The organism is Methanosarcina hadiensis, assembly GCF_046529725.1.
GTDB lineage: Archaea > Halobacteriota > Methanosarcinia > Methanosarcinales > Methanosarcinaceae > Methanosarcina > Methanosarcina hadiensis.
On the sequence record NZ_CP136241.1, the window covers coordinates 343282 to 368201 of the forward strand.

Below are 24920 nucleotides of genomic sequence, written 5' to 3' on the forward strand. Positions count from 1 at the left end.
TTGCTTAGTTTGCAGACAGCAGGTTTGTTTACCTGAGCTGTCCTTTCCAGTCTTCTGATTTACTAATGCTGATTAACAGAAAATTAAATTTGAACTGTTACTGGAATTTCACTTTTGTTTGACATGTGGAGATCTTGATTATGAAAACGCGTGAGTATATGCTTGGAAACGTAGCTATTGCCCGTGGGCTTCTTGAAGGAGGCGTGCAGGTTATTGCAGGCTACCCCGGTACCCCTTCCTCGGAAATTATAGACACGCTTGCTTCCCGAGAAGACCGTGATTATCACATAGAATGGTCGGTTAACGAAAAGGTTGCAATGGAAGTTGCTGTCGGAGCTGCCTGGACAGGCGTCAGGTCTGTCGTGACAATGAAGCACGTCGGGTTAAATGTTGCAGCCGACCCTTTTATGACCCTTGCTTACGCAGGCACAAAAGGCGGGCTAATAGCAATCGTTGCTGATGACCCTTCCTGCCACTCATCCCAGAATGAGCAGGACACCAGGCGTTACGCCCAGTTTGCCCTTGTTCCCTGTTTTGACCCTTCAACCCCTCAGGAAGCCAAAGATATGCTTCCCTATGCTTTTGAATTTTCGGAAAAGTTCGAAATCCCTGTGATTTTCAGGCCCACAACCCGGATCTCGCACGGTAAATCCGATATCGAACTCGGAGAAATTCCTGTAGAAAAAGCAGCTCCACACTTCGAAAAACTTCTCGACCGCTGGGTTATGCTGCCCAAGAATGCCCGCCCGCGCCACACCCATATCCTTTCTATCCAGCAGCCGATGGAAGACGCGCTTGCGGAGTCCCCGTGGAATTCCCTTGAACTCAAGTCCGGAGCAAGGCTTGGAGTAATTGGTGCAGGCATTGCATCCGTTTATGCAAAAGAAGCCCTGCAGGAACTAGAACTTGAAGCTTCTTTCCTGAAAATAGGAACCTATCCTGTCCCGAGAAAGCTTATCCTGGAACTTTTGAGCACGGTTGATACAGTTCTTATTTTTGAAGAGCTCGAACCAATCGTAGAAGAACAGGTAAGAATACTTGCCCAGGAAGCCGGGCTTGAAGTCGCTGTCCTTGGAAAAGAAGGAGGTTTTGTTTCTCGCGAAGGAGAGCTGGACGTAAATGCTTTCCTTGATGCCCTGAAGAAAGCTTTTGACCTGGACATCGAGCCTGATTCCGGAAAAATTCCCCTTGAACTTGCTCCGCGCCCGCCAGCTCTCTGTGCAGGCTGTTCTCACAGGGCTACCTTTTATTCCATGAAAAAAGTTTTCGGAAAGGATGCCATTTACCCGAGTGACATTGGCTGCTATACTCTTGGAATCCAGAGCGGGACTGTTGAGACCACGCTCTGTATGGGCTCAAGCATAAGCATTGCGTCGGGGCTTTACCATGCAGGAGAAAAGCGCCCGATCTGCTGTTCTATCGGGGACTCGACCTTTTTCCACACAGGCATGAATTCATTACTAAATGCGGTTTTTAATAAGGCAAATATCACGGTAACCATTCTTGACAACCGGATTACAGCCATGACAGGCCATCAGCCAAATCCGGGAGTCGGCTTTACGGTTACCGGAGAGCCTACAGTAGAGGTTTCGCTTTCCGAACTCTGCAAAGCAATGGGCGCAGGGTTTGTTACTGTAGTTGACCCATACAGGCTTGAAGAGACCCAGGAAGCTTTTAAGGCTGCAAAAGACTTTGAAGGAACAGCAGTGGTTATTGCAAAACAGCCCTGCGTGATATCAGGCAAGAGGGCAGGGGTCAGAAAGGTCCCGTATATCGTTGATCCTGAAACATGCGAAGGCTGCAAGCAATGTGTTAAATTCGGCTGCCCGGCAATTGAGTTTGATGAAGAAAATAAGTGTGCTGTGATTACTGCTATATGCAGCGGATGCGGAGTCTGTATGCAGATATGCAGGTTTGAAGCTATTAAGGAGGTGAAGAGATGAGCAATGTGGGGGAGAAGAAACTCGACCTCCTTATCACAGGAGTCGGCGGGCAGGGGGCAATCCTTGCATCTGATATCATCGGAAAAGCTGCAGTCATCTCAGGGCTTCCTATCCGTGCAGCAGAGACTCACGGCATGGCACAGCGCGGAGGCTCGGTTGTAAACCATATAAGGCTGGGGACTGACCTCGGGTCAATGATCCCTAAAAAAGGTGCGGATATTATGCTTGCCCTTGAGCCAATGGAGGCTGTCAGGTATCTTGATTTCCTGAAGGATGGCGGGGTAATTATAGTGAATACGCAGCCAATAGCCCCTGTTACTGTTACCTCAGGCCTTGCAAAGTACCCTGATGTCCGGGAAATCCTTGATGCCCTTTCTGAAAAATACATAGTTAAAGCCTTTAATGCGGATGAACTTGCTCATGAAGCCGGGAGCAGGCTTGCAATGAATGTGGCAATGGTCGGGGCAGTTTCCGGCTACCTGCCTATTTCTAAAGAGGCTTTGATTGAAAGTGTAAAGGCACTTGTGCCTCAGAAGACAATTGAAACTAATGTCAGGGCATTTGAAATGGGAAGGAGAAAAGTAGAGGAAAGCTAAAGCTTTCCTTTTTCTTATATCTAGTTAAGTTGCTATTTTTTTCTATTTTTCAGTTTTTTACCTTTTTATTTCTGTTTTTAATCTGTTGGACCTTCAATGCTCTTTTTCTTATCCTGTATTACTTTTAATGCAAGTACAAATAGAATCACGAAAATCTGTGCAAGCACAACTCCTATAAGATTTGAAACGGCATCTGCCACACTTGCGGTCCGGTATGGTAGAAAACTCTGGAATATTTCGTTTAATATGCCGTAAGCAGTTCCGATGAATACTGCACAGATTGCCGAATATCTTACAAGTGCCGGATTTTTTGAAGTTAAGAATACAATATACAGCAGAACTCCAAATCCGAAATATATTCCAATATGCCCCGGATCCAGGGATGCGTCCTGGACAGCGTGAAGGCATTCAATCATAAATTCCGATATGGATGATAGATCGTTTGCAACGAGGAAGTTTCTAAGAGGGTAGCCAAGATCCATTTTGAGAAAGTGTTTGATATCTCCGACTCCGGAGCTGACTGACAGGTAAAAAACCATAATTGCATATAAAACCGTAATTACAATAAAAAAACGAGATTTTTCAATTTTTAGCATTCTATCTCTGAACTTTATGACAAGTACAGAATTTAAGCCTTTGTTTTATGAATGATTTAAAATAAAACTAAATTGTAGTTCCTATTTATTTAAAGAACTTTTTTTCCTTACAAATTAATCTCTCTAGTTACTGGTGGAGATTACATATTAGAAACATTCTAAGAAATTAGGGTAAATTAAAGCTTTGGGTAAATTAAAGCTTTAAATTTGTACCTCTTTTTTGATCAATGTTCTCGATCATTTTTTCTATTTTTGCTATACCGAGGCTTGTTTATAATAAGATATATCATAAAAATTCTCATATCAATATCCAGGAACTATTGATTTTAACTTTTATGTTATTTTTCTAATACAGTATATATCTTTTAAAAACTAATTTTTTTGTTTAATAATTCCTTATTCAGCTTTTCTTTAATTCAAATAAATTTTAAAAAGTGCGAATATGTTAAAAATCTTCCTTTGTTAAGAACCATCCTTCATATTTATTCGAATACAATTCCATATATGACGTTAAAATAATCGCCTCAATGAGGCCTAACAATTCCCTTTAACAAAACATTCCTTAATTCAGTCGGATTACTATAAATTATTTAAAAATCTAGCTGTAGTTGCGGCAGATAATGCATTAAAATGCCCTTTATATGAAATGAATGAAATGCTTTCTCGCATTCATTCCGAAACTTATTTAAACAAATTCTAATTCTCCCAGGAATTGGGAGGACCCAGAGAAATACTTACAATTCCTGTTTAAGGGCATTTTAGAAAAAAATGGTTTATTTCAATACTAATGCGGACATTAGTCAGATTCTATGTATTCGACTGGAAACTTGCTGAGAATAAGTATCATAGTATGAATCCAGGAAGTGCATTATTTGAATCTCAATATCGCAAAAGATCTTGAAGAGGAAAATAACTTCAAGTCAGGTTTTGACTCTATAAGCTGCCCTTTTTAAGGTTATAAACAAAAACTTCTGTTGTCCTGAATGTATTATATAGAACACTTTACACCCGTATAGACCACTTCACACTCATGCATCCTTCAAGTTCAACTTCCCACTATTGATTCTTCTTTTTTATATTTCCTTCTTCCCTGCAAAGGCTTTATATAATAGATATGCCCTTTAAAGGCAAAGTACATCAGAGATGTGAAGTTTCAGGCATTTTCGTGCTTGAAGCGTTTAATCAGATCAATGTGATGCTTAATGCTAAACTCCCGGAAATCTCCGGAAGTAAGGGGTTCTATCGCTTTTGCGGTTGAATTTCCTGCATTGAATATAAACCGGTGAGAAAAGTCGGATCAACATTAGTGTCAAAGGGCCAATGCTTTGAAACGCCCGCTTTTGGCGCCCCTGAGGCGTCTAAAATCGCACGAAACTGTTTCAGGTTTTCGATGAGTTGCGGTTGCAGTTGCTGAATAGTGAAGTTTCAATCAGGTTAACTGAGTTAGAGATCAGGACTGAATACTGAAGTTTCAAAATCAGATTGCTATATGTTTCAAATCAGGGCCGAGTGCCTGGATTTGGGTCTGCCAGGATCGTAAGGTCGGTCCCTCAAACAATAGGTTTCCTGCGGAGGCAGGAAGAAAGAGGGAACGAATATCTGCAGATGCCTGAAGGAATGTAGGGTACCAGGAGTATAGAACTCCGGTCTGCTCGAGGCTTTATGCCGGCAGGTCTGATGACATCCCTCCCCCACCTGGTAGCGTTCGGGGAATCCAGAGCATTTCTCTTTTGCCACTTTTGCTGCTCCGACCGGAGGGACTGGTTTTCAATTGAAGTTTACGGAGTAGAAATATGGCAAGCATACACCGACCAAAACGAGGTTCCCTCGCATTCAGTCCGCGCAAGAGGGCCAAGAGCCACATTCCGAGGTTCAGAGCCTGGCCGGAGGCTACGGGCGAGCCAAAGCTGCAGAGTTTTGCAGGTTATAAGGTGGGTATGACCCACGTGATCATGGTTGATGATATAAAGAACAGCCTTACCCAGGGTATGGAAATCTCAGTGCCTGTGACCGTAATCGAAACTCCTTCAATAAGGGTCGCAGCCGTCAGGGCTTATGCAGAAGACAGCACCGGGGAAAAGGCAATCGCTGAGGTATGGGCAGGAGACCTTGACCCTGAACTCAAACGCAGGATCCCAATTCCTGCAGCAAGCAACCAGGCTGAAGGTCTTGAAAATATCGGTAAAATGATCGAAGAAGGCAGAGTAAGCGATGTTAAGGCAGTTGTCTACACCCTTCCAAAGAGCCTTACCGGTGTGCCCAAAAAGGTGCCGGACATCATGGAATCCGGAATCAGTGCAAAAGACCTTGGCACCAAGTTCGAGTACGCAAAGTCAATCCTCGGCACCCTTGTAAACGTTAACGATGTTTTCAAGAACGGAACCGTTGTTGACACAGCCGCAATTACCATTGGTAAAGGTACTCAGGGCCCTGTAAAGCGCTGGGGTATTCAGCTGCAGAAAGGCAAGCACTCCAGGCAGGGAAGCCTCAGGCAGATAGGTACCCTTGGTTCTTTCAACCCGTCCCGTGTCTCCTGGAGAGTCCCGCAGATGGGTCAGACAGGATACCACCAGAGGACCGAGTTCAACAAGCGCATCCTCAAGATCGGATCCGACGGGGAAGAAATAACTCCTGAAGGCGGGTTTATTAACTACGGTCTTGTCCGCGGCGACTATATCCTGATTAAAGGCAGTGTCCCGGGCCCCTCCAAGAGGCTTATCAGGCTCAGAGACCCTATCAGGGCAAAGAAAGCCGACCTTGGCGAACCGAACATCCTGTACATAAGCAGGGAATCCAAGCAGGGGTAATCTAAGATGGCTACAGCAAAAACCATAGACCTTACAGGAAGAGCTGTAGGGGAAATCGAACTCCCTGCAGTGTTTGATGTAGACTACCGCCCTGACCTCATTAAAAAGGCAGTGCTCGCAGCCCAGGCAAACAGGCTTCAGCCCTATGGTCCCCGCCTTTATGCAGGTATGGAGACATCGGCAACAGGCTGGGGTTCAGGAAGAGGCGTATCCCATGTCCCGAGGCTCAAAAACAGCAGCAGGGCTGCAAGAGTCCCGCATGCAAAAGGCGGAAGAAGGGCTCACCCGCCAAAGCCGGAAACTGACAGGAGCGAGAAAGTCAACACAAAAGAGCGCCGCTATGCAATCCGCTCTGCAATTGCAGCAACAAGGGACCCAACTCTCGTAAGCCTGAGAGGGCATATCTTTGAATCCGAACTCCCGATTGTTGCAGTAAATGACCTTGAAAACCTTGAAAGGACAAAACAGGTAATTGAGTTCCTTGAGGCTGCAGGTCTTTATGAAGACGTGCTCAGGGCAAAATACGGAAGGCACATCAGAGCCGGCCGCGGAAAGCTCAGAGGCAGGAAATACAAGCACAAAAAGAGTGTCCTGATTGTTGCAGGAGAAGACTCACCTATCCTGAAGGCTGCAAGAAACCTGTCAGGGATTGACGTCGTAACAGTAGACTCACTGAATGCCGAACTGCTCGCACCGGGTACTCATGCAGGTCGTCTTACTGTCTGGACAGAGTCTGCAATTGGAAAACTGGAGGGCGCATTCCAATGAGTTCTATCAATTATCCATTTGTTACTGAAAAAGCGATGATGCTGCTTGACGAAAACAAGCTCCAGTTCATCGTTGACACCAGGTCAAATAAAAAGCAGATCGTAGAAGATGTTGAGAAGATGTACGGGTTCAAAGTAAGATCCGTGCGGACCATGACCACAATGAAGGGTACAAAAAAAGCAGTCCTTGCCTTTGAAGAACCTGAAGCGGCACATGAGATTGCAACCCGGATAGGACTTATGTGAGGTGTGATCCATGGGTAAAAGACTAATATCACAGAACAGGGGTAGAGGTACTCCAACCTACAGAGCTCCTTCTCACAAATACAAGGCAGATCTCAGGCACCCGCGTGTGGATGAAAATACCTCCATTCAGGGAGAAGTAATTAACATCGAGCACGACCCTGCCCGTTCTGCCCCTATAGCAAAAGTTGCCTTTGAAAACGGAGAAGAACTTTTCCTCCTTGCTTCCGAAGGCGTTGCAGTAGGGAACACTATTGAATGCGGAGACGACGCCGAAGTAAAGCCAGGGAACATTGTACCTATAGGAAATGTGCCTGAAGGTTTCTTCATCTGCAACATCGAATCCAAGCCAAACGACGGCGGCAAATTTGTCCGTTCCTCCGGAGTATATGCAACCGTTGTAACCCACGAACCGACCAGGACTGCAGTGGCTATGCCCTCAGGTAACATAAAGTGGCTTAACCCCAAATGCAGGGCAGTTGTCGGTATTGTTGCTGGCGGAGGCAGAGTTGACAGACCATGGCTCAAAGCCGGGAAGAAATACCACAAACTGAAAACAAGGGCTGCAAAGTATCCGAGGGCTTCAGGTATTGCCATGAACCCTCGTGACCACCCGTTCGGTGGAGGTGCCTGGAAACACCCGGGTAAGCCAACCACGGTTAGCAGGAATGCCCCGCCCGGAAGAAAGGTCGGACTGATTGCAGCAAGAAGGACCGGAATGAAGCGCTGATGAGGTGTATTCGTTATGGCAAAAAAAGCATCATCAAGGTTACCAAAGAGAAAGGGTGAGTATACCTACCGCGGGAAGACCGTCTCAGAACTTCAGGAGCTGAGCCTTGAAGAGTTTGCAGAACTTCTGCCTTCCAGAGAGCGCAGGAGCATCAAACGCGGGTTTACCGAAGGGCAGAAAAAAGTCCTGCATGAGTTCAAAGAAGGAAAGAAAGTCAGGACTCACCACAGGGACATGATCATCCTTCCTGAAATGATCGGAACAGCTATCGAAATCCACAACGGGAAAGAGTTTGTAAATGTAGAGCTCCAGCCTGAAATGATCGGGCACCGCTTCGGAGAATTCGCACCTACAAGATCAAAAGTTAACCACGGCAGTGCAGGTGTGGGAGCAACCCGTTCAAGCAAGTTCGTACCGCTGAAATGAGGTGAAAGGGAATGGCAAGAATCAACTATTCAATCAATGCAGACCCTGAAAATACCTCTAAAGCAATGGGTTCCGAACTTCACATTTCTCCCAAGAAGTCCCGTGAAGTCTGCTGCAAGATTAAGGGTATGAAAGCCTCTGAAGCAAGGAAGTTCCTCGAAGACGTAATTGCCATGAAACAGGCAGTTCCCTTCAAGAGACACAGCGAAGGGGCCGGTCACAGGAAAGGCCCAATGGCTGCAGGAAGATATCCTATCAGCGCTTCAAAAGAGATCCTGAAGGTCCTTAAAAACGCAGAGAGCAATGCCGAGTACAAGGGCCTTGAACCCGCAAACATGTATATCACCCATGCTGCTATTCAGCGCGGAAGAGTGATTCATGGGTTCATGCCAAGAGCCAGAGGAAGGGCATCGCCTAAAGACACGGAAACTGTAAATATCGAGATGATCCTCTCCGAGGTGCGCTAAATGGCAATAGAGAGAAAGTTCGTCAATGACGGGTATGTTAAAGCCTCCATGGACGAATACTTTGCAGAACAGCTCAACAGGGCTGGATACGGCGGTATGGAGCTTAACAGGACCCCCATGGGCACTCAGATTATTATCTACTCCGAAAAGCCGGGAATGGTAATTGGGAAAGCCGGGAAGGTCATTAGAAAACTTACCCGTGACGTTGCAACCAAATACAACCTCGAAAACCCGCAGATTGACGCTCAGGAAGTCAAAAAGCCTGAACTTAATGCCCAGATGATGGCATCAAGGCTTGCAGCTTCCATTGAGAGGGGCTGGTACTTCAGAAAAGCCGGTCACAACACCCTCAGGGCAGTCATGAACGCAGGCGCACTTGGCTGTGAAGTCGTAATCTCCGGAAAGCTTACCGGGGCAAGGTCAAGAGTGGAAAAGTTTGTTGACGGGTACATAAAGCACTCCGGACACCCTGTAGAGGAAGTCGTGGACGAAGGGTTTGCAGTAGCAATTAAAAAGCTCGGAACCCTTGGCTGCAAAGTCAGGATCATTCAGCCTGGCGTTATCCTGCCCGACTCATACAAAGTCAGGGAATCCGTTGAAGTTGAAGAACCGGCTGAAAAGCCTGCCGAGAAACCGGCTGAAAAGCCTGCCGAGAAACCGGCTGAGAAACCTGCAGCAGCTCCCAAAAAGGAAGCAAAGACAAAAGCTCCTGCAGCAGCTCCTGCTCCTGCAGCAGCACCTGCACCTGAACCCGTAGAAGAAGCTGAAGTTGCAGAGCCTGAAGAAGCTGAAGAAGCTCAGGTTGAGTCATCCGAAGACTTTGAGGAAGCTGAACTTATCTATGTCGAGGGCTCAGAAGAAGTCCGCAGGCAGGTCAACGGCGTCTGGCAGCACAAGCATGAGAGCTATGATTACTGGCACCCAATGGCAAGAGTCCACAAGGAGGCTAAGGAATAATGGCAATTCTCAGGACCAGCGAAATCCGGACTATGTCACTTGAAGAACGGGCTGACGAACTCGAAAACCTGAGTAACGAACTTGTAAGGGAAAGAGCCCTCACCTCAGCTGGTGGAGCTCCGGAAAACCCTGGCAGGATCGGAGAAATCAGGAGAACGATCGCCCGCATAAAGACAATTCAGCACGAGCTAAATGAGATCTAAAGTGGAAATTCTGCCTTCGAATCTTATCTTTCATGAACTGATAGGGCTCGAAATTAAGGTGAGCAACTCCACTAATCCATCATTAATCGGAATCCGGGGCAGAGTAATCAACGAGACGAAAAATATGCTTGTTGTAGAAAACTCAGAGTCCCGTGAACTCAAGATTCCCAAGGCGGATTCGGAATTCATCTTCCGGATCCCTGCCGAGCTCTCAGAAAAAGGCCGCAGATCCGATACATTCGTTAAAATTCAGGGAAACCTGCTGCTCTCACAACCCGAAAATCGGATCAAGAACATTAAGAAGCTACGTAAATGGGGCTAAATTCATGGCAAGAGATATTGGATTAAATATACCGGCGCCATCAGAGGAATGTGACGATGCATACTGTCCCTTCCACGGAACACTCCCGGTAAGAGGACAGATCCTTGTGGGTACCGTGGTCAGCAGCAAAATGGACAATACGGTAGTCATCGAAAGGCAATACATGAAATTGGTGTCGAAATATCAGAGATATGAAAAGAGACGCTCGAAGATTCATGCACATAACCCGGCCTGCATTTCCGCAAAAGTTGGTGACATTGTTACTATCGCAGAATGCAGACCTATAAGCAAAACCAAATCCTTTGTTGTCGTCAAAGCAGAGGTGCCGAAATGAAAGGCATACGCTCAAACATCCCAAGAGCACTCAATGCAGGTGCCCAGATTGCCTGCGTGGACAACACAGGGGCAAAAGTAGTCGAGATCATCTCTGTCAAAAAGTACAGAGGCGTCAAGAACAGAATGCCCTGCGCAGGAATTGGAGACATGTGCGTAGTGTCCGTAAAGAAAGGCACACCCGAAATGAGGAAACAGGTTCTTCTCGCAGTCGTTGTCCGCCAGAAGCAGGAGTTCCGCCGTCCTGACGGCCTGCATGTCTCATTTGAAGACAATGCAATGGTAATTACGGACGAAGAAGGAATCCCGAAAGGCACTGACATTAAAGGCCCTGTTGCAAGGGAAGTTGCCGAAAGGTACCCGAAGATCGGGACAACCGCATCCATTATTGTCTGAGGTGAATGCAATGGTATCCAAACAGCCAAGGAAACAGAGAAAGGCAAGATACACTGCACCTCTCCATATCAGGCAGAAATTCATGGGTGCAAGACTCAGTGAAGCACTTGCCAAAGAATACGGCACAAGAAGTGCTGCAGTTATCAAAGGCGATACAGTAAAGGTCATGCGCGGAGACTTTAAGGGCACTGAAGGAAAAGTCCAGTCCGTATCCCTTATGGACGGTACTATCGCAGTGGACGGAGTCATTTCCACAAAAGTGGACGGCACCGAAGTCCCGAGGCCCATTAATCCTTCCAATGTCATGATCACAAAACTGGAAACGAAAGACGGGCGCAGAGCGTCAAGCATTAAGAAGTGAGGCAGGTGATTTTGTGACACACCAGAAAAGATTATCAGTTCCTAAAAGCTGGAAGGTCGGGAAAAAAGGCAATAAGTGGATCTCCACAACTGTCCCTGGGCCTCACAGCCGGTCACGCAGTCTTCCGCTCGGACTCATCATCAGGGACATTCTCAAACTTGTTGACAACAACAGGGAAGGTAAAAGGATTCTCGCCGAAGGAAAGGTCCTTGTTGACGGAATTCCAAGGAAGGACCTCAGGTTCCCGGTAGGACTCTTTGACGTAATTACACTTCCGGTCGTAAATGAAGCATACAGGGTGCTCCAGGATGAAAAAGGGCGTCTTGTCCTCTACAAGCTTAACGAGACCAACGTAAGCAAGCTGTGCAGGATCAACAACAAGGCAACCCTCAGAGGAGGAAAAGTCCAGCTTAACCTCAACGACGGAACCAATATCCTTGGGTCCAATGAGTACGGGACAAAAGACTCTTTGATCCTTTCCATTCCTGACAAGCAGATAGTCAAACACCTGAAGTTTGAGGTCGGCAACCTTGCAATGGTTATAGGCGGACAGCACTCAGGCGAAACCGGAAAGATTCTGGAAATCAAGGAAGTTAAGAGTTCCAGGCACAACACAGTAAAGATCTCCGGAGAGCCCGACTTCGAAACAATCGAAGATTATGTAATCGTTATCGGTGAGGACAAACCGGAAATCAGGCTGGGCGGTGAGATGCTTGAGTAATTCTATGCGCACCCCGGTTGTTGAGAAAGTAATTGTCCACATGGGTGTTGGAGAAAGCGGTCAGCACCTTGTAAATGCCGAAGATATCCTCAGGACCATCACAGGCCAGGGAGTCGTAAGGTGCTATTCCAAAAGGACCCTTCCTGCATTCTCAATCAAGAAGAATGAACCCATAGGCTGCAAGGTAACCCTCAGGGGCCAGAGAGCCCAGGAGTTCCTTGAGACTGCTCTCGGTATTATCGAAAAGACTCTGACCAGGTCCCAGTTTGATTCCCTTGGAAATGTCTCTTTCGGAATTGAGGAACACACCGACTTCCCGGGTATGAGATATGACCCTAACATAGGGGTATTCGGAATGGACGTAACCGTTGTACTCAAGCGCCCAGGAGAAAGGATCTGCAAGAGGAGAATTGCAGCCCACAAGATCCCGACTGGCCACAGAGTAACAGTGGACGACGCAATCTCTTTCCTTAACGAAAGTTACGGCGTGGAGGTCATGTAAATGGCAGATACAATAGACAAATCCGGAAGAGGAGTTAACCAGTGCAAGCGGTGCGGTAGAAAGCAGGGTCTTGTCCGCAAATACGACATTTACCTGTGCAGGCACTGCTTCAGGGAAATTGCCCACGAGATGGGCTTTGAGAAGTATTCTTAAGGTGATTTAAATGGTATTACTTGATCCTCTTGCAAACGCCCTTTCCACAATTAAAAATGCTGAAGCCATTGGGAAGAGCTCCTGTATTGTCAGGCCTGCTTCAAAAAACATAGGCAATGTCCTGAAGGTTATGCAGGATCTCGGCTACATTGGAGATTTCGAGTTTATCGACGATGGAAAAGCCGGAATTTACAGCGTTACCCTTGTGGGAAGAATTAACAAGTGCGGTGCAATCAAGCCGCGGTATTCAGTAGGAACTGGCAGCTTTGAAAGCTGGGAAAAGCAGTTTCTGCCAGCAAAGAATTTTGGTGCCCTTATTCTAACCACTTCAAGCGGTGTCATGTCCCAGTACGAGGCCCGTGATAAAAAGATCGGTGGGCAGCTTCTTGCTTATGTATACTGAGGAGGGAACAGGAAATGGTTAAGGAGATTGCAAGAACATTAGAGATTCCTGAAGGAGTTTCCGTCTCTCTCTCTCAGGATGTTATTACTGCTAAGGGTCCTAAAGGAACTGTCGAAAGGACGTTCTGGTACCCTGGAATCAAGATCGAAGTAAGGGAAGGCGAAATTGTCGTTGATGCCGAGTCCTCAAGGAAAGAGCAGAAAGCGATGGTAGGAACTTTTGCTTCCCATATCAGGAACCTGATGACAGGCGTAAGTGAAGGCTTTGAGTGCAAGATGACTATCGTGTACGCTCACTTCCCCATGCAGGTAAAAGTTGAAGGCAAAACCCTGGTTATCGGGAACTTCCTTGGAGAAAAGAAGCCAAGAGTCGCAAAGATCCTTGGCGAGACAAAGGTAAAGGTAAGCGGGAATGAAGTTACCATTACCGGTATCAACAAGGAAGATGTCGGGCAGACTGCCGCAAACATAGAACAGAAGACCAAGATTAAGAGGTTCGATCCGAGGATTTTCCAGGATGGAATCTACATAGTGCAGAAGGCCTGAAGGTGGTTATGATGGTAGAAAACAATACAGTTGAAGGTACCACTGTTTCCCTTGATATGGACCCTGAATCCAGGCGTTTATTTAATGTGAGAAAGGTTCTGAAAGGAAAGAAACCCCAGTTCAAGAGAACCTGCAGCCACAAATTCAAAAGGCTTGATGATAACTGGAGACGCCCGAGAGGTTCCCAGGGTAAACAGCGCAGAAAATATGCTGCAAAAGGTGCTCTTGCCCAGGTAGGGTACGGAAGCCCTGCAGCAGTCAAAGGCCTGCACCCGTCGGGTTATTCTGATGTTCTTATTTCCAGCATTGCTGAGCTTGAACTTGTTGACCCGTCTTTCGAAGCCATCAGAATCGCAGGAAAGATCGGTGCAAAAAAGAAAGCTCTCATTATTGCAAAAGCTGAAGAAGCCGGGATTAAAGTCCTGAACCCTGGAAGGAGTGAGTGAAATGTCAGACCTGGCCAACCAGAGAAGACTGGCTTCCAAGGTTCTTGAATGCGGACTTGACAGGGTATGGCTTAATCCCGAAGCCTCCGAAGAAATCGCCTCCGCAATTACAAGAGAAGATATCCGCGGACTCATTGAGAAAGGCACTATTAAGGCAAAGCCTGTAAAAGGAGTTAGCAGAGGCAGGGCCAGAGCTCTTGCTGCCAAGCGTAAATACGGGCACTGCAAGGGGCATGGTTCCAGAAAGGGTAAGAAAGGGGCCCGTACTCCCAGTAAGGAACTGTGGATGAAAAAGATCAGGGCTCTTAGAAGAAGGCTCAAAGAGCTGCGTGCAGACGGAGCACTTGAAAAGTCAGTGTACTGCAGACTCTATAGAAAGGCAAAAGGCGGAGAATACAGAAGCGTGTCCCACCTTAACTCCCACCTTGAGTCCGAAAAACTATTAAAGAAATAACCTGGAGGAGCTGAAGATGGCAACAGGACCAAGATATAAGGTTCCTTTTAGAAGAAGAAGAGAAGGACGCACCAACTACCACCACCGCCTTAAATTATTACTTTCAAGGCAGGACCGTGTGGTTGTCAGAAAGAGTGCAAGAAATGTTCAGATCCAGTTAATAGCTCCTACCCCGGACGGGGACATAACATATTCCTCAGCCGTTTCAAGTGAACTTGCAAAGTACGGTTACACAGGAGCTACCGGAAACACAACGGCTGCTTACCTTACAGGGCTCTTATTCGGGCTGAAGAGTTTGCAGAAAGGCTATGAAGGAGGCATCCTGGATATAGGACTCCAGGCTTCCTCTGCAGGTTCAAGAGTTTATGCCGCCCTTAAAGGGATTGTAGACTCAGGCTTCGAAATCCCCTGCAGCCCTGAAGTGTTCCCATCGGACGAGAGGATCCGCGGAGAGCACATAGCCGAATACAGAGAAGAGAGCTCAGACCTGCCAGAGCAGTTTGAAGCAACCAAAGCGAAAATCTTTGCTGAATTTAGTTAAGGTGATTAAATGGCATTCGATCAAGATTGGGTCCCGAAAACCAGGCTTGGAAAACTCGTCGTTGAAGGACAGGTTTCTTCCATGGACGAAGCAATCAAATCAGGCCTGCCTATTAGAGAACCCCAGATAATTGATATGCTGCTTCCTGACCTGGAAGATGAGGTGCTCGACATTAACATGGTCCAGAGGATGACTGACTCAGGACGCCGTGTTAAGTTCAGAGCAACCGTAATCGTAGGAAACAGAAACGGCTATGTAGGGCTCGGACAGGCAAAGGACGTACAGGTCGGGCCTGCTATCCGCAAGGCAATCGACGCTGCAAAACTCAACATTACCTATATCCGCAGAGGCTGCGGTTCCTGGGAATGTGCCTGCGGACTGCCGCACACCGTACCTTATGAGGTCACAGGAAAAGCAGGCAGTGTAAGTGTAACCCTTATTCCTGCCCCGAGAGGTCTCGGTATTGCTGCAGGAAACACTGCAACCAAAGTGCTTGAAAAAGCCGGCATTAAAGACGTATGGACCAAGACCTTCGGAACAACCCGGTCTACCCTCAACTTCGCAAAGGCTACTTATGATGCCCTCAACCAGGTCAATGTCATAAGGCTGCCTGTGTACTACGGTAAGGAGGAAGTCTGAGATGTATGCAGTTGTGAGACTGAGAGGTCAGGTCAACGTTCGCTATACCATTGAGGACACAATGAAGATGCTCCGCCTTCACAGGGTTAACCACTGTGTGTTTGTGCCGGAAGATCCTCACTACAAGGGCATGGTCCAGAAAGTAAAAGACTATGTTGCATACGGCAAAGTCGATGCAAAGACCCTTGCAGAGGTCCTTGAAAACCGCGGAAGGCTTGAAGGCGACACCCGCCTAACAGATGAATACATCCGTGAAAACACGGATTATGATTCCATACAGGCCTTTGCCGAAGCAGTTGTCGAGGGAAAAGCTTCCCTTAAGGACGTCCCCAAACTGAAGCCTGTTTTCAGGCTTCACCCGCCCAGAAAAGGGCATGCAGGGATTAAGAGGACAGTCCAGCAGGGCGGCGTACTCGGAAACCACAATGAAGATATCAATGTGCTCCTGCACAAGATGAGATAAGGTGGTTTAAATGGATATTAAGAAGTTCAGAGGGTCCAGGACCTGCGGAGGCGGGACCCATAAAAACAGGCGTGGAGCCGGAAACCGCGGAGGCCGTGGAAAAGCCGGTGGCTGCAAACACCACTTCGTCAGAGCCATGATGCGTGGGTACAGCTACGGAAAGCACGGTTTCAAGCGCCCTGATGAAGTTTCAAAGGACGTTTCCATAGTAAATGTTGGAGAGCTCGACGAGCTTGCTCCCTATCTTGTTGAAGAAGGGCTTGCAGAAGTTAAGGACGGAGCATACCATATCAACCTTGAAAACCTCGGAATCGAGAAGGTACTTGGAAGCGGTCGTGTCACAAAGAATCTTGTGGTAACTTCAGAGGAGTTTTCCGCCTCTGCCCGCGAAAAAATCGAAAATGCTGGCGGAAGCTGCATCGATGCAGAATAAGTAGAGTCAATCCTGACTCTACTTACTTCATTCTTTTAGTAACTTTTTATATTAGGTGTGCTATATACCATTTATCTTATGCGGTAAAAGCATAGTCTAATATTTGAGATAGTAAAAAAATTTATGTTTTGAATGGTGTAATCGATGACTCTCAGGGATACCTTAGAACCGTTTTTTAATAAGTTACCTGCAGTAGCAAGTCCGGAAAAACATGTCCACTTTAAAGATAAACTCTGGTGGACTCTGGGAATCCTGTTGCTGTACTTTGCTCTTGCAAATGTGCCGCTCTTTGGAATGTCCCAGGATTCAGTTGACCTTTTTGAATCTTACCGCGCCTTCTTTGCCGGGGCTTCGGGAACACTGGTCCTCCTCGGTATAGGGCCAATCGTTACGGCTTCCATCGTCCTGCAGCTTCTCGTCGGGGCAGATATAATAAAAATGGACCTTTCGGACCCCAGAGACCAGGCATTCTTTCAGGGAGCTCAAAAATTCCTTGTCTTTGTCATGATCATACTGGAGGCTTTACCGCAGCTTCTTGGCGGATATATTCAGCCGGATCCGGGGCTTGCTTCTACTCTTGGTGTAGGCCTGGGAGTGATTACTTTACTGCTCCTTATCCAGATCTTTATCGGAGGCACTCTTGTTCTCTTCATGGATGAAGTGGTCTCCAAATGGGGTATCGGATCAGGAGTAGGGCTTTTCATAGTTGCGGGAATATCCCAGCAGATAGTTACAGGAATATTTAACTGGGAACTGGAAAACGGCCTTCCCGTAGGACTTATTCCCAAGTGGATCTATATAGCCCAGAATACAGAGATGGACTATCTCTTATCCGGTGAAGGCGTCCTGTTCATGCTGGTCAGTGGAGGAATTCTTGCTCTCCTGAGCACGGTTGTTATCTTCCTGCTTGTGGTGTATGTGGAGAGTACGAGAATAGAAATCCCTCTCGCCCATAGTGCGGTCAGAGGGGCAAGAGGGCGCTTCCCTGTCAAACTTATTTACGCATCAGTCCTGCCAATGATCCTTGTCAGGGCTCTTCAGGCTAACATTCAGATGATAGGGATCATCCTGTCCGGCAGAGGGATTACTTTCCTCGGAGAATTCAGCGGCTCAACTCCATTAAATGGGATCATGTACTACCTGTCTCCCATAAACAGCCCCTATGACTGGATACCGTCCCTGGTGCGGCAATCATTTGCAACCTATGGGGCAACTGCTCCTGCTACATGGCAGATTGCATTGCATGTGTTAATAGATGCCACGTTCCTGATTGCAGGAGGAATTATCTTTGCCCTCTTCTGGATAGAGACCACAGGCATGGGCGCCAAACAGACCGCTCAGAAGATCTTCAACTCAGGTATGCAGATCCCTGGTTTCAGGCGGAACATAGGCAGTATTGAAAAAGTTATGCAGCGTTATATCCCAAAGGTTACCGTAATCGGTGGAGCTTTCATAGGGCTTCTCACCCTGATCGCAAGCCTGCTTGGTACTCTGGGAAGTGCCGGAGGTACCGGACTGCTGCTTACTGTCAGTATTGTGTACCGTCTGTACGAGGACATAGCTTCCGAGCAGATGATGGAAATGCACCCGATGATCCGTTCCTTCTTCGGAGAGCAATGAAGCCTGTAAATCTTTAAATGCAGGGCTAACTGAAAAAGATCATTAAAGAAAATAATCAAATAAAAGGACACAAAAGGGATCTTCGAATGAATATAATACTCTTCGGGCCACCGGGTGCCGGAAAAGGTACCCAGGCCAAAAAACTGGTTGATTTCTACGGAATCCCACAGATCTCCACAGGGGATATCCTGCGGGCAAATGTTAGGGAAGGAACAGAGCTTGGACTTGCAGCCAAGGCATATATGGACAAAGGAGAGCTCGTTCCTGACAAAGTGCTTATCGGCATCATCAAGAACCGTCTGAAAGAGGATGACTGTAAAAAGGGTTTCATCCTTGACGGATACCCGAGGACTGTCCCTCAGGCTGATGCCCTGGAAACAATCCTTGATGAAATTAACAAGCCGATAGATGTCGTCCTCAACCTTGAGGTTCCTGATGAAGAACTCGTAGGAAGGATAAGCGGACGTCTTATGTGCAAATGCGGGACAAGCTACCACATTATCTCCAACCCGCCAAAGAAAGACAATATCTGTGACATCTGCGGCGGCGAGGTATTCCAGCGTGATGACGATAAAGCAGAAGCTGTGCAGAACCGCCTGGACGTTTACAAAAAGCAGACTCAGCCGCTTATCAACTACTATAAAGAAAAGGGTATCCTCGTCTCCCTTGACGGTACAAAGGACATCAACGAAGTCTTTGAGGATATTAAGGCAATTCTGGCAAAGTTTGCCTGAATTCCTTTTTCTTCTCTTTTGTTTACTTCTCTTTTGTTTACTTCTCTTTGTTTTTACTTCTCTTTTGTTTTACTTCTCTTTTGTTTTACTTCTCTTTGTTTTTACTTCTCTTTTGTTTTACTTCTCTTTTGTTTTACTTCTCTTTGTTTTTACTTCTCTTTTGTTTTACTTCTCTTTTGTTTTACTTCTCTTTTGTTTTACTTCTCTTTTTTCACTTTTCGTTTTTCATTCTGTTTTTGCCTCCTGTTTTTCATCTGTTTATATGTTTTGTTTTCCTGTATGCTACTATTGATCTTTCCAATTAAGTTTTAGGCGGCAGTTACCTGGTTTTATTGGTCATTTCTGTAACCTTTTTTTCATTTTTTCATTTTTTCATGACACCTTCTTTTAATTTTTCGTTTTTTCATAGATGCCCTCTTTCAATTTTTCATTCTTTCATGAATTCTTTGAAGGTAAAAACTTAAATAATTTATCATATATTCTCATACATTCTCATATTACCGGTGGAATAACATGACTGATGTCGTAATAATACTTGGAAGCAAATCGGACAAAGAAGTGGCAAGAAAAGCAACCGAAATCTTTGACCGATTTGGCATAGAATACACAATCACTGTTGCGTCCGCGCACAGGACTCCGGCAAGGCTTGCCGAGATAATTGAAACTGCCCATAAAACCGATGTAAAGGCTTTTATTGCCATTGCCGGCCTCTCCGCTCACCTGCCCGGGGTTGTGGCTTCGAGTACAATAAAACCTGTAATCGGAGTCCCTGTAAACTCAGCCCTTGACGGGATTGATGCCCTTTTATCGATTGCACAGATGCCTACCGGAATTCCGGTTGCCTGCGTTGGTATCGGAAGAGGGGACAATGCCGCAATTCTTGCTGTCCAGTTGATGGCAGTGGAAAACAGGGAGCTTGCAGAAAAGCTTTCAAATTACAGAAAGGAACTCGTCGAGATGATTGAGAAGGACGCAGAAAGTCTGGTGGACGAACTTGTCGCGGCAAGCAGGGCAGCAAGCTGATAATCTGCAGCAGGGCTGAATTATCAGGCTTTAACAGGATAAGACTGGTCAGGATTTCCTCTTGCCATTACTGAATCCTGTTTTTATCCCTGAATCCTGCTTTTCAACCGCCTGCTTTTTTACATATTTATCTCCCGGGAACAGTTATTTAATTTTAGATTATATGCTTTCCTCATTGGTTACCACTTGACCTTCTCCAACCAGTATTTGAGTGTACTCTTTAAAATTTTCCTTATCAATTGAACTGTCTTTCCATGACTGTCTTTTAAAATGACATAATGATTAAATTTTAAATATTATGTGCCTGCTTATCTCAATAGGAAGCTTTTGCTGGAGAATCTGACTTACCATGACTGAAAACTCAATGGACGAACTGATAAAATGGGTCATCAGTGTTGACCGCCGCCTGATACTGATGGAATCCATGAAGAGGCACACTGCGGTAAGGGCTTCGGATATTGCCCATGAAGCAAACAGGTCCACGCAGAACATCAGCCGCGCTTTAAAAGAGCTTGAAGACAGGGATTTAATTGAATGCCTGACTCCCGAGAAAACTACCTGGAAAAAATATATTCTTACGGATAAAGGAAAAAAAGTTCTGGAAAAGCTGGAGGGAAAATATCTTTAGAGGGAAAATATCTTTAGAGGGAAAATATCTTTAATCACTGTCGTGAGTTTAATCTGAATTATTACTTTTCCTTCTCCCTGATATCTCCGGGCAATAAGGATATCCCCGGCGGTTTCTGAATATTTCTCAGTACTCTTGATTCTTTCAGTCTTCTAACAGAAGATCTTCTCCTGCCTTTAGCTCTCTTCTCCTAGCTTTATGTATCCTTCCACAAGGTCAATATTTGCCAGCACCACTGACCTTTTAAAATCTGTCAGGTCTTTTGTAATTTCCTCAAGCCTGTCAGCGCAGTCCTGGCTGGTGACCACGGTTCCGTCAGGCACCATCATGCCTGAAGAAATATTAACTCCGCGGACTATTGCCCTGTGAAGGACAAGCGTATCTTTCCCTATATCACAGTCAAACACCACTGCTCCGAACCCTATGAAGCAGCCTTCTCCTATCCTGCAGGGGCCGTGTACAATACAGCCGTGAGCAAGAGAGGTATTTTTGCCGATAATTACATCGGAATGCGAAAGGGCATGGACGACAACATTGTCCTGGACATTGCTGCCGCTGTGAACGGTTATGGAAGACCCGGGCTCGTCTGCCCTGAGAACTGCATTCGGTCCTACGAACACATTATCTGCAATAGTCACGTTTCCGATTATTACTGCTGTTTCGGATATCCATGCCTTTTTGCTGACTTTTGGGTGCTGTTTATGGGGGTTTGGGAAATGCATCTTCAGGCTCCTGTCTGATCTCTTGAAATGCTCTGCGAAGTGCTTTTGAGCTTACTTGATTTTTTTCGGTCCCTGGCCTACATCCAGGTCTCAATTCTTTTTATGATAAATTATGAGAACTTATTTAAAGCTATGTTTTAACCCGGATATCTGAAGATATTATGGATTCTCTCTGAATATATTATGGAATTGTTGAAAATTATGGACTCCTTCTGAAGATATTATAGAACTCTCTTAAGATACAATTAGAATCTCTCTTTAACCTGAGCGAAGTATCACTGAGAAATATGTGAAATAATGTATTGTACGGGAGAACTAAGAATGACATTAAAAGTGGGATTATACCCTGAGCCAGGCATAGATTCCCGAATAGTATAACTTATATATACATCAAAACTTATTAACCAGAAAAACCTGTGTAGAGTCTTGAAATAGCTCGTGCCGGTGAACTGATTTATTGACCGGTTCACAGCAATTATTGTTAAAGCAATTATTGTTAAAGCAATTATTGTTAAAGCAATTATTGTTAAAGCAATTATTGTTAAAGCAATTATTGTTAAAGCAATTATTGTTAAAGCAATTATTGTTAAAGCAATTATTGTTAAAGCAATTATTGTTAAAGCAATTATTGTTAAAGCAATTATTGTTAAAGCAATTATTGTTAAAGCAATCACTGATATATAGCTAATATTATTATCATCTCAAGCTTATTGTTACTAAATTCATTTTCAGGATTTCGTTCAGTCAAGCTTTATCTAGTATAATTCCCGCTTGAAATAATTAAAATAAAATTTATCGAACCTTAATGGTGAGGACGACTTGGTTTCAGAGACACTTAAAAAGCAAATTGACCGGTTCCTGCTGGCTTTCGGTTTTTCCCTTATGTTCGGGATAATGCTTCTTGGGCAGGAATTCAGGCAGACTGTAGGGGAAATGGTAGGGATTTTAATGGATCCTGTGCTTGCCCTTGTAGGAGAGCAAAATTTCCATCTCATTCTGTTAGTTATGGCTGCCATCACTGCTATCTATGCATCCCTTATCCAGAAGTACACTATCGACTGGGATCTGATGAGAAATACGCAGGAGCGTATGAAGGTTTTCCAGAAAGAGTTCAGAGAGGCGCAGCTTTCCCAGAATACATACATGCTGAAAAAGCTTGAAGACCAGCGCAGAGAGATGATGGAAGACCAGATGAAGATGTCCAAGCAGCAGTTTAAACCCATGGCTTACATCAGTATCATCTCCCTTCCTCTCTTCATGTGGGCTTATTATTACATTAACGGGCATGAAGCGGCTACAATGGTCTTTCCTTTCTGGGGCGAACAGCTGCTGACCACTTCGGCTTTTGGTCCCTTCCAGCACTGGATATACTGGTACTTTATCTCCTCGCTTGGAGTCAGCCAGCTTATCAGGAAGGCTCTTAACATCGGTGGTGTCTGATGCAGATAACGGTGAGCGGGCTTCCCGGAAGCGGGACTACCACCCTCTCAAGGCTCCTTGCTGAATGCTATGATCTTGAGCTGGTTTCTTCAGGAGAAATTTTCCGAAAGATGGCAAAGGAAAGGGGAATGAGCCTTTCCGAGTTCGGGGCACTGGCAGAAAGAGATCCTTCCATAGACCTTGATATTGACAAAAACCAGAAGTCTATCATTCACAGCCGGGAAAATATCATCCTTGAAAGCCGGCTTGCAGGCCATATGGCTCAGGGAAGGCCGAATGTACTTAAAGTCTGGATAAAAGCCCCGGTATTGACCAGGGTAAAACGCATCCAGAGGCGCGAGAAATCGGTCTCCTTTGATGAAGAACTGAAGAAAACAGTCGAAAGGGAGAGGTCCGAATCCCTCAGGTACAAAAACTATTACGGGATTGATATTACAGACCTGTCAATTTACGATATTGTTATCGATTCTGAAAAATGGAACCAGTACCAGACTCTTGATATACTCAGGGTTGCTATTGACGCTATCGTAGGGCCGGAGTGATTTTCACCAGCCGCCGGTTTTCGGGATACTTATTAAAGCAGCTTTTAAAGCAGTTTTTAAAGTAGTTCTTAAAGAAGTTTTAAAGCAATTTAAAGCAATTTTTCACGTCCGGTTCAGGGTTTTATCTTCCTTGCCCTGATATTATTAACTTCACGAAGATCGGTGTCTTTTACTGGATATCTTCTCCAATGCGCACATGCAGGCTTTCGCCAGAATATTCCGAGTATGTGTTTCAGGTCTCGCTTGCGGTCATTCGAGACCGCAGAGTCAGTTCTCCATTACACCATGTCATTATATCACCTTATTACTAACTAACCAGCAATCACTAACTAACCAGTAATCATTAACAATTGGCAATCACTAACTAACCAGCAATCACTTACAACCAGCAATCATTAACTAACTTACCAATAACCCAGGAGTTTCGAAAAATCATGTCATCCGCCGGCAAACTGCCATCCGAAGTTGAAAGAACCCTTGTCCGGAAGTCCGGCGCCTGGACAAATCCATCCTACGGCTGCCCTCCGGAAAAGCGCCCCATACTTGAGTATATCGAAAAAGGGGTGGTGAACATTGACAAGCCAAGCGGACCTACAAGCCATGAGGTTGCAGCCTGGGTAAAAACTATCCTTGGAGTACATACGGCAGGGCACGCAGGTTCTCTTGATCCCAAGGTTACAGGGCTTCTGCCCACGCTTCTCGGAAAAGCTACCCTTGCCGTGCCAGCCCTACGCCTGTCAGGAAAAGAGTACATCTGCCATTTGAAGCTTCACAGGGCTATGCCTCAAAAGCTGGTCCGCCAGGTCTGCGAGGAATTTACGGGTCCCATTTACCAGATGCCTCCTATAAAATCCGCTGTTAAACGGGTCATAAGGGTAAGGACGATCTATTACATCGAGGTGCTTGAGATTGAAGGCACATCTGTACTCTTCCGTGTCGGGTGTGAAGCAGGGACTTATATCAGGAAACTCTGCCACGATATAGGGCTTGCTCTGGGCTGCGGCGGGCATATGCAGGGACTCCGCAGGACTAAGGCAGGCCCGTTTACGGAAAAAACGCTCGTCACTCTCCACGAACTGAAAGATGCTTATGCGTTCTGGAAAGAAGACGGGGATGAATCCGGGTTGAGAAGGGTTATAATGCCAATGGAGTCTGCCGTATCCCACCTCCCCAAAATTATTCTGCGGGACAGTGCGGTGGATGCTATCTGTTCAGGTGCTTCTCTTGCAGTTCCGGGTATTACATCTCTCGATTCCAACCTTTCTAAAGGAGAGCTTGCAGGGCTTTTCACCTTAAAAGGAGAACTTGTTGCACTTGCAAAGGCTGAGATGACCACGGAAGAGATCCTCAAAGCTTCTGCGGGTATTGCAGCTTCTCCTATCCGCGTGCTTATGGAAGCAGGAACTTACCCAAAGGGCTGGACTAAAAAAGAAGAAAAGGTCCAGCTCTAACTTTTTAAATTTTTCGTTATCTACTTCAAAGTCCTTTTCTCTATCTTCTTCAAAGTTCTTTCTTTTTTCTTTTTCCTGCTGCATTCCTAGAATAAGATTTATATATCACTATTCCGTTATGGTATAAGTCGTGCCAAACGCTTTGTGCCGAGGTAGTCTAGTGGTAGGGCGCAAGCCTGGAAAGCTTGTGGGGCTTAGCCCCTCGGGAGTTCGAATCTCCCCCTCGGCGTTATGTTTTCCTCATTTTGATTTTGAATAAATTTTTCAGCTTTTCTTTGGATATTTCTTGCACTACTTCAATCATTTTCTATAC

The 24920-nt window shown here is 45.8% G+C and carries 36 protein-coding genes and 1 tRNA gene; 34 read left to right on the forward strand and 3 right to left on the reverse strand.

What is annotated here, in order from left to right; all coding sequences use genetic code 11:
• Window positions 1-140 precede the first annotated feature (140 nt).
• A complete protein-coding gene (gene iorA / locus RSJ42_RS01555; RefSeq protein ID WP_410508989.1) occupies window positions 141-1943 on the forward strand; it encodes an indolepyruvate ferredoxin oxidoreductase subunit alpha in 1803 nt (600 codons plus the stop codon).
• A complete protein-coding gene (locus RSJ42_RS01560) occupies window positions 1940-2539 on the forward strand; it encodes an indolepyruvate oxidoreductase subunit beta (RefSeq protein WP_410508990.1) in 600 nt (199 codons plus the stop codon). The genes iorA and RSJ42_RS01560 overlap by 4 nt, the downstream gene beginning before the upstream one ends.
• Window positions 2540-2616: 77 nt before the next feature.
• Here the strand turns inward: RSJ42_RS01560 and RSJ42_RS01565 are convergent, their stop codons facing one another.
• Window positions 2617-3135 carry a VanZ family protein gene (locus RSJ42_RS01565; RefSeq protein ID WP_410508991.1) on the reverse strand — a complete coding sequence of 173 codons (519 nt, stop codon included), beginning with the start codon at window positions 3133-3135 and terminating at the stop codon, window positions 2617-2619.
• 1114 nt (window positions 3136-4249) lie between these two features.
• On the opposite strand from RSJ42_RS01565, the gene RSJ42_RS01570 reads away from it, so the two are divergent.
• The 28 genes from RSJ42_RS01570 to RSJ42_RS01705 all read left to right on the forward strand — a co-directional run bounded on the left by RSJ42_RS01570 (window position 4250) and on the right by RSJ42_RS01705 (window position 20452).
• Window positions 4250-4393 carry a hypothetical protein gene (locus RSJ42_RS01570; RefSeq protein ID WP_410508992.1) on the forward strand — a complete coding sequence of 48 codons (144 nt, stop codon included), beginning with the start codon at window positions 4250-4252 and terminating at the stop codon, window positions 4391-4393.
• Window positions 4394-4928: 535 nt separating this feature from the next.
• On the forward strand, window positions 4929-5942 hold the full coding sequence (rpl3p, locus tag RSJ42_RS01575; RefSeq protein ID WP_410508993.1) for a 50S ribosomal protein L3: 1014 nt from the start codon (window positions 4929-4931) through the stop codon (window positions 5940-5942).
• Window positions 5943-5948: 6 nt separating this feature from the next.
• Window positions 5949-6710, forward strand: coding sequence for a 50S ribosomal protein L4 (gene rpl4p / locus RSJ42_RS01580; RefSeq protein WP_410508994.1), 762 nt, complete (start codon window positions 5949-5951; stop codon window positions 6708-6710).
• Window positions 6707-6955, forward strand: a complete 249-nt coding sequence (locus tag RSJ42_RS01585; RefSeq protein WP_410508995.1) for a 50S ribosomal protein L23 — start codon at window positions 6707-6709, stop codon at window positions 6953-6955. The genes rpl4p and RSJ42_RS01585 overlap by 4 nt, the downstream gene beginning before the upstream one ends.
• A gap of 10 nt (window positions 6956-6965) precedes the next feature.
• The gene (locus tag RSJ42_RS01590) at window positions 6966-7682 is read left to right on the forward strand and encodes a 50S ribosomal protein L2 (protein WP_410508996.1); all 717 of its coding nucleotides are present in this window, start codon (window positions 6966-6968) and stop codon (window positions 7680-7682) included.
• 15 nt (window positions 7683-7697) lie between these two features.
• Window positions 7698-8108: a 30S ribosomal protein S19 gene (locus tag RSJ42_RS01595; RefSeq protein WP_410508997.1), complete on the forward strand. Its 411-nt coding sequence runs from the start codon at window positions 7698-7700 to the stop codon at window positions 8106-8108.
• Window positions 8109-8119: 11 nt separating this feature from the next.
• On the forward strand, window positions 8120-8575 hold the full coding sequence (locus RSJ42_RS01600) for a 50S ribosomal protein L22 (RefSeq protein WP_410508998.1): 456 nt from the start codon (window positions 8120-8122) through the stop codon (window positions 8573-8575).
• Window positions 8576-9532, forward strand: a complete 957-nt coding sequence (locus RSJ42_RS01605; protein WP_410508999.1) for a 30S ribosomal protein S3 — start codon at window positions 8576-8578, stop codon at window positions 9530-9532. It begins immediately after the preceding gene.
• Window positions 9532-9735: a 50S ribosomal protein L29 gene (rpmC, locus tag RSJ42_RS01610; RefSeq protein ID WP_410509000.1), complete on the forward strand. Its 204-nt coding sequence runs from the start codon at window positions 9532-9534 to the stop codon at window positions 9733-9735. Before RSJ42_RS01605 ends, rpmC begins: the two co-directional genes overlap by 1 nt.
• Window positions 9725-10057 carry a ribonuclease P protein component 1 gene (rnp1, locus tag RSJ42_RS01615; protein WP_410509001.1) on the forward strand — a complete coding sequence of 111 codons (333 nt, stop codon included), beginning with the start codon at window positions 9725-9727 and terminating at the stop codon, window positions 10055-10057. Before rpmC ends, rnp1 begins: the two co-directional genes overlap by 11 nt.
• Before the next feature lie 4 nt (window positions 10058-10061).
• Window positions 10062-10391: a 30S ribosomal protein S17 gene (locus RSJ42_RS01620; protein ID WP_410509002.1), complete on the forward strand. Its 330-nt coding sequence runs from the start codon at window positions 10062-10064 to the stop codon at window positions 10389-10391.
• The gene (rpl14p, locus tag RSJ42_RS01625; RefSeq protein WP_410509003.1) at window positions 10388-10786 is read left to right on the forward strand and encodes a 50S ribosomal protein L14; all 399 of its coding nucleotides are present in this window, start codon (window positions 10388-10390) and stop codon (window positions 10784-10786) included. The genes RSJ42_RS01620 and rpl14p overlap by 4 nt, the downstream gene beginning before the upstream one ends.
• A gap of 10 nt (window positions 10787-10796) precedes the next feature.
• On the forward strand, window positions 10797-11147 hold the full coding sequence (gene rplX, locus RSJ42_RS01630; protein WP_410509004.1) for a 50S ribosomal protein L24: 351 nt from the start codon (window positions 10797-10799) through the stop codon (window positions 11145-11147).
• A 13-nt stretch (window positions 11148-11160) separates the two neighbouring features.
• Window positions 11161-11868, forward strand: a complete 708-nt coding sequence (locus tag RSJ42_RS01635) for a 30S ribosomal protein S4e (protein WP_410509005.1) — start codon at window positions 11161-11163, stop codon at window positions 11866-11868.
• A gap of 4 nt (window positions 11869-11872) precedes the next feature.
• A complete protein-coding gene (locus tag RSJ42_RS01640; RefSeq protein ID WP_410510284.1) occupies window positions 11873-12370 on the forward strand; it encodes a 50S ribosomal protein L5 in 498 nt (165 codons plus the stop codon).
• Window positions 12371-12523 carry a 30S ribosomal protein S14 gene (locus RSJ42_RS01645; protein ID WP_410509006.1) on the forward strand — a complete coding sequence of 51 codons (153 nt, stop codon included), beginning with the start codon at window positions 12371-12373 and terminating at the stop codon, window positions 12521-12523.
• A 10-nt stretch (window positions 12524-12533) separates the two neighbouring features.
• Entirely contained in the window at window positions 12534-12926 is a 393-nt protein-coding gene (locus RSJ42_RS01650) for a 30S ribosomal protein S8 (protein WP_410509007.1), read from the forward strand.
• A 14-nt stretch (window positions 12927-12940) separates the two neighbouring features.
• Window positions 12941-13471: a 50S ribosomal protein L6 gene (gene rpl6p / locus RSJ42_RS01655; RefSeq protein ID WP_410509008.1), complete on the forward strand. Its 531-nt coding sequence runs from the start codon at window positions 12941-12943 to the stop codon at window positions 13469-13471.
• An 11-nt stretch (window positions 13472-13482) separates the two neighbouring features.
• Window positions 13483-13917: a 50S ribosomal protein L32e gene (locus RSJ42_RS01660; RefSeq protein ID WP_410510285.1), complete on the forward strand. Its 435-nt coding sequence runs from the start codon at window positions 13483-13485 to the stop codon at window positions 13915-13917.
• Between the two features lies 1 nt (window position 13918).
• Window positions 13919-14371: a 50S ribosomal protein L19e gene (locus tag RSJ42_RS01665; RefSeq protein ID WP_410509009.1), complete on the forward strand. Its 453-nt coding sequence runs from the start codon at window positions 13919-13921 to the stop codon at window positions 14369-14371.
• 16 nt (window positions 14372-14387) lie between these two features.
• Window positions 14388-14912 (forward strand): 50S ribosomal protein L18, encoded by a 525-nt coding sequence (locus RSJ42_RS01670; RefSeq protein WP_410509010.1) that lies wholly within the window; start codon window positions 14388-14390, stop codon window positions 14910-14912.
• 9 nt (window positions 14913-14921) lie between these two features.
• A complete protein-coding gene (locus RSJ42_RS01675) occupies window positions 14922-15551 on the forward strand; it encodes a 30S ribosomal protein S5 (RefSeq protein WP_410509011.1) in 630 nt (209 codons plus the stop codon).
• Window position 15552: 1 nt separating this feature from the next.
• Window positions 15553-16014 (forward strand): 50S ribosomal protein L30, encoded by a 462-nt coding sequence (locus tag RSJ42_RS01680; protein ID WP_410509012.1) that lies wholly within the window; start codon window positions 15553-15555, stop codon window positions 16012-16014.
• A gap of 10 nt (window positions 16015-16024) precedes the next feature.
• A complete protein-coding gene (locus tag RSJ42_RS01685) occupies window positions 16025-16447 on the forward strand; it encodes an uL15m family ribosomal protein (RefSeq protein ID WP_048141493.1) in 423 nt (140 codons plus the stop codon).
• Window positions 16448-16591: 144 nt separating this feature from the next.
• Window positions 16592-18067 carry a preprotein translocase subunit SecY gene (gene secY / locus RSJ42_RS01690; RefSeq protein ID WP_410509013.1) on the forward strand — a complete coding sequence of 492 codons (1476 nt, stop codon included), beginning with the start codon at window positions 16592-16594 and terminating at the stop codon, window positions 18065-18067.
• An 86-nt stretch (window positions 18068-18153) separates the two neighbouring features.
• Window positions 18154-18801, forward strand: coding sequence for an adenylate kinase (locus RSJ42_RS01695; protein ID WP_410509014.1), 648 nt, complete (start codon window positions 18154-18156; stop codon window positions 18799-18801).
• Between the two features lie 513 nt (window positions 18802-19314).
• The gene (gene purE / locus RSJ42_RS01700) at window positions 19315-19824 is read left to right on the forward strand and encodes a 5-(carboxyamino)imidazole ribonucleotide mutase (RefSeq protein ID WP_410509015.1); all 510 of its coding nucleotides are present in this window, start codon (window positions 19315-19317) and stop codon (window positions 19822-19824) included.
• 349 nt (window positions 19825-20173) lie between these two features.
• Window positions 20174-20452, forward strand: coding sequence for a winged helix-turn-helix domain-containing protein (locus RSJ42_RS01705; RefSeq protein WP_410509016.1), 279 nt, complete (start codon window positions 20174-20176; stop codon window positions 20450-20452).
• Between the two features lie 176 nt (window positions 20453-20628).
• Here the strand turns inward: RSJ42_RS01705 and RSJ42_RS01710 are convergent, their stop codons facing one another.
• Both RSJ42_RS01710 and RSJ42_RS01715 read right to left on the reverse strand, forming a co-directional pair.
• Window positions 20629-21174: a carbonate dehydratase gene (locus RSJ42_RS01710; RefSeq protein ID WP_410509017.1), complete on the reverse strand. Its 546-nt coding sequence runs from the start codon at window positions 21172-21174 to the stop codon at window positions 20629-20631.
• Window positions 21175-21449: 275 nt separating this feature from the next.
• On the reverse strand, window positions 21450-21848 hold the full coding sequence (locus tag RSJ42_RS01715) for a hypothetical protein (protein WP_410509018.1): 399 nt from the start codon (window positions 21846-21848) through the stop codon (window positions 21450-21452).
• A 145-nt stretch (window positions 21849-21993) separates the two neighbouring features.
• On the opposite strand from RSJ42_RS01715, the gene RSJ42_RS01720 reads away from it, so the two are divergent.
• From RSJ42_RS01720 to RSJ42_RS01735, 4 genes are all read left to right on the forward strand, one after another.
• On the forward strand, window positions 21994-22614 hold the full coding sequence (locus tag RSJ42_RS01720; protein ID WP_410509019.1) for a DUF106 domain-containing protein: 621 nt from the start codon (window positions 21994-21996) through the stop codon (window positions 22612-22614).
• Window positions 22614-23156 (forward strand): (d)CMP kinase, encoded by a 543-nt coding sequence (cmk, locus tag RSJ42_RS01725; RefSeq protein WP_410509020.1) that lies wholly within the window; start codon window positions 22614-22616, stop codon window positions 23154-23156. The genes RSJ42_RS01720 and cmk overlap by 1 nt, the downstream gene beginning before the upstream one ends.
• Before the next feature lie 434 nt (window positions 23157-23590).
• Window positions 23591-24607, forward strand: a complete 1017-nt coding sequence (locus tag RSJ42_RS01730) for an RNA-guided pseudouridylation complex pseudouridine synthase subunit Cbf5 (RefSeq protein ID WP_410509021.1) — start codon at window positions 23591-23593, stop codon at window positions 24605-24607.
• Window positions 24608-24753: 146 nt separating this feature from the next.
• Window positions 24754-24836, forward strand: a tRNA-Ser gene (locus tag RSJ42_RS01735).
• The last annotated feature ends 84 nt before the right edge of the window (window positions 24837-24920 follow it).

Bases quoted from the DNA above. Each gene is read 5' to 3' on its own strand.
- RSJ42_RS01585 (WP_410508995.1), top strand. From the start codon at position 6,707: ATGAGTTCTATCAATTATCCATTTGTTACTGAAAAAGCGATGATGCTG.
- rpl6p (WP_410509008.1), top strand. From the start codon at position 12,941: ATGGTTAAGGAGATTGCAAGAACATTAGAGATTCCTGAAGGAGTTTCC.
- rnp1 (WP_410509001.1), top strand. From the start codon at position 9,725: ATGAGATCTAAAGTGGAAATTCTGCCTTCGAATCTTATCTTTCATGAA.
- RSJ42_RS01605 (WP_410508999.1), top strand. From the start codon at position 8,576: ATGGCAATAGAGAGAAAGTTCGTCAATGACGGGTATGTTAAAGCCTCC.
- rpl14p (WP_410509003.1), top strand. From the start codon at position 10,388: ATGAAAGGCATACGCTCAAACATCCCAAGAGCACTCAATGCAGGTGCC.
- iorA (WP_410508989.1), top strand. From the start codon at position 141: ATGAAAACGCGTGAGTATATGCTTGGAAACGTAGCTATTGCCCGTGGG.
- RSJ42_RS01590 (WP_410508996.1), top strand. From the start codon at position 6,966: ATGGGTAAAAGACTAATATCACAGAACAGGGGTAGAGGTACTCCAACC.
- rpmC (WP_410509000.1), top strand. From the start codon at position 9,532: ATGGCAATTCTCAGGACCAGCGAAATCCGGACTATGTCACTTGAAGAA.
- rpl4p (WP_410508994.1), top strand. From the start codon at position 5,949: ATGGCTACAGCAAAAACCATAGACCTTACAGGAAGAGCTGTAGGGGAA.
- RSJ42_RS01710 (WP_410509017.1), bottom strand. From the start codon at position 21,174: ATGCATTTCCCAAACCCCCATAAACAGCACCCAAAAGTCAGCAAAAAG.
- RSJ42_RS01695 (WP_410509014.1), top strand. From the start codon at position 18,154: ATGAATATAATACTCTTCGGGCCACCGGGTGCCGGAAAAGGTACCCAG.
- RSJ42_RS01675 (WP_410509011.1), top strand. From the start codon at position 14,922: ATGGCATTCGATCAAGATTGGGTCCCGAAAACCAGGCTTGGAAAACTC.
- RSJ42_RS01670 (WP_410509010.1), top strand. From the start codon at position 14,388: ATGGCAACAGGACCAAGATATAAGGTTCCTTTTAGAAGAAGAAGAGAA.
- RSJ42_RS01650 (WP_410509007.1), top strand. From the start codon at position 12,534: ATGGTATTACTTGATCCTCTTGCAAACGCCCTTTCCACAATTAAAAAT.
- RSJ42_RS01645 (WP_410509006.1), top strand. From the start codon at position 12,371: ATGGCAGATACAATAGACAAATCCGGAAGAGGAGTTAACCAGTGCAAG.
- RSJ42_RS01560 (WP_410508990.1), top strand. From the start codon at position 1,940: ATGAGCAATGTGGGGGAGAAGAAACTCGACCTCCTTATCACAGGAGTC.
- RSJ42_RS01600 (WP_410508998.1), top strand. From the start codon at position 8,120: ATGGCAAGAATCAACTATTCAATCAATGCAGACCCTGAAAATACCTCT.
- RSJ42_RS01665 (WP_410509009.1), top strand. From the start codon at position 13,919: ATGTCAGACCTGGCCAACCAGAGAAGACTGGCTTCCAAGGTTCTTGAA.
- RSJ42_RS01730 (WP_410509021.1), top strand. From the start codon at position 23,591: ATGTCATCCGCCGGCAAACTGCCATCCGAAGTTGAAAGAACCCTTGTC.
- cmk (WP_410509020.1), top strand. From the start codon at position 22,614: ATGCAGATAACGGTGAGCGGGCTTCCCGGAAGCGGGACTACCACCCTC.
- RSJ42_RS01620 (WP_410509002.1), top strand. From the start codon at position 10,062: ATGGCAAGAGATATTGGATTAAATATACCGGCGCCATCAGAGGAATGT.
- RSJ42_RS01570 (WP_410508992.1), top strand. From the start codon at position 4,250: ATGCCCTTTAAAGGCAAAGTACATCAGAGATGTGAAGTTTCAGGCATT.
- RSJ42_RS01640 (WP_410510284.1), top strand. From the start codon at position 11,873: ATGCGCACCCCGGTTGTTGAGAAAGTAATTGTCCACATGGGTGTTGGA.
- secY (WP_410509013.1), top strand. From the start codon at position 16,592: ATGACTCTCAGGGATACCTTAGAACCGTTTTTTAATAAGTTACCTGCA.
- RSJ42_RS01705 (WP_410509016.1), top strand. From the start codon at position 20,174: ATGACTGAAAACTCAATGGACGAACTGATAAAATGGGTCATCAGTGTT.
- RSJ42_RS01660 (WP_410510285.1), top strand. From the start codon at position 13,483: ATGGTAGAAAACAATACAGTTGAAGGTACCACTGTTTCCCTTGATATG.
- rplX (WP_410509004.1), top strand. From the start codon at position 10,797: ATGGTATCCAAACAGCCAAGGAAACAGAGAAAGGCAAGATACACTGCA.
- RSJ42_RS01685 (WP_048141493.1), top strand. From the start codon at position 16,025: ATGGATATTAAGAAGTTCAGAGGGTCCAGGACCTGCGGAGGCGGGACC.
- RSJ42_RS01680 (WP_410509012.1), top strand. From the start codon at position 15,553: ATGTATGCAGTTGTGAGACTGAGAGGTCAGGTCAACGTTCGCTATACC.
- rpl3p (WP_410508993.1), top strand. From the start codon at position 4,929: ATGGCAAGCATACACCGACCAAAACGAGGTTCCCTCGCATTCAGTCCG.
- purE (WP_410509015.1), top strand. From the start codon at position 19,315: ATGACTGATGTCGTAATAATACTTGGAAGCAAATCGGACAAAGAAGTG.
- RSJ42_RS01595 (WP_410508997.1), top strand. From the start codon at position 7,698: ATGGCAAAAAAAGCATCATCAAGGTTACCAAAGAGAAAGGGTGAGTAT.
- RSJ42_RS01565 (WP_410508991.1), bottom strand. From the start codon at position 3,135: ATGCTAAAAATTGAAAAATCTCGTTTTTTTATTGTAATTACGGTTTTA.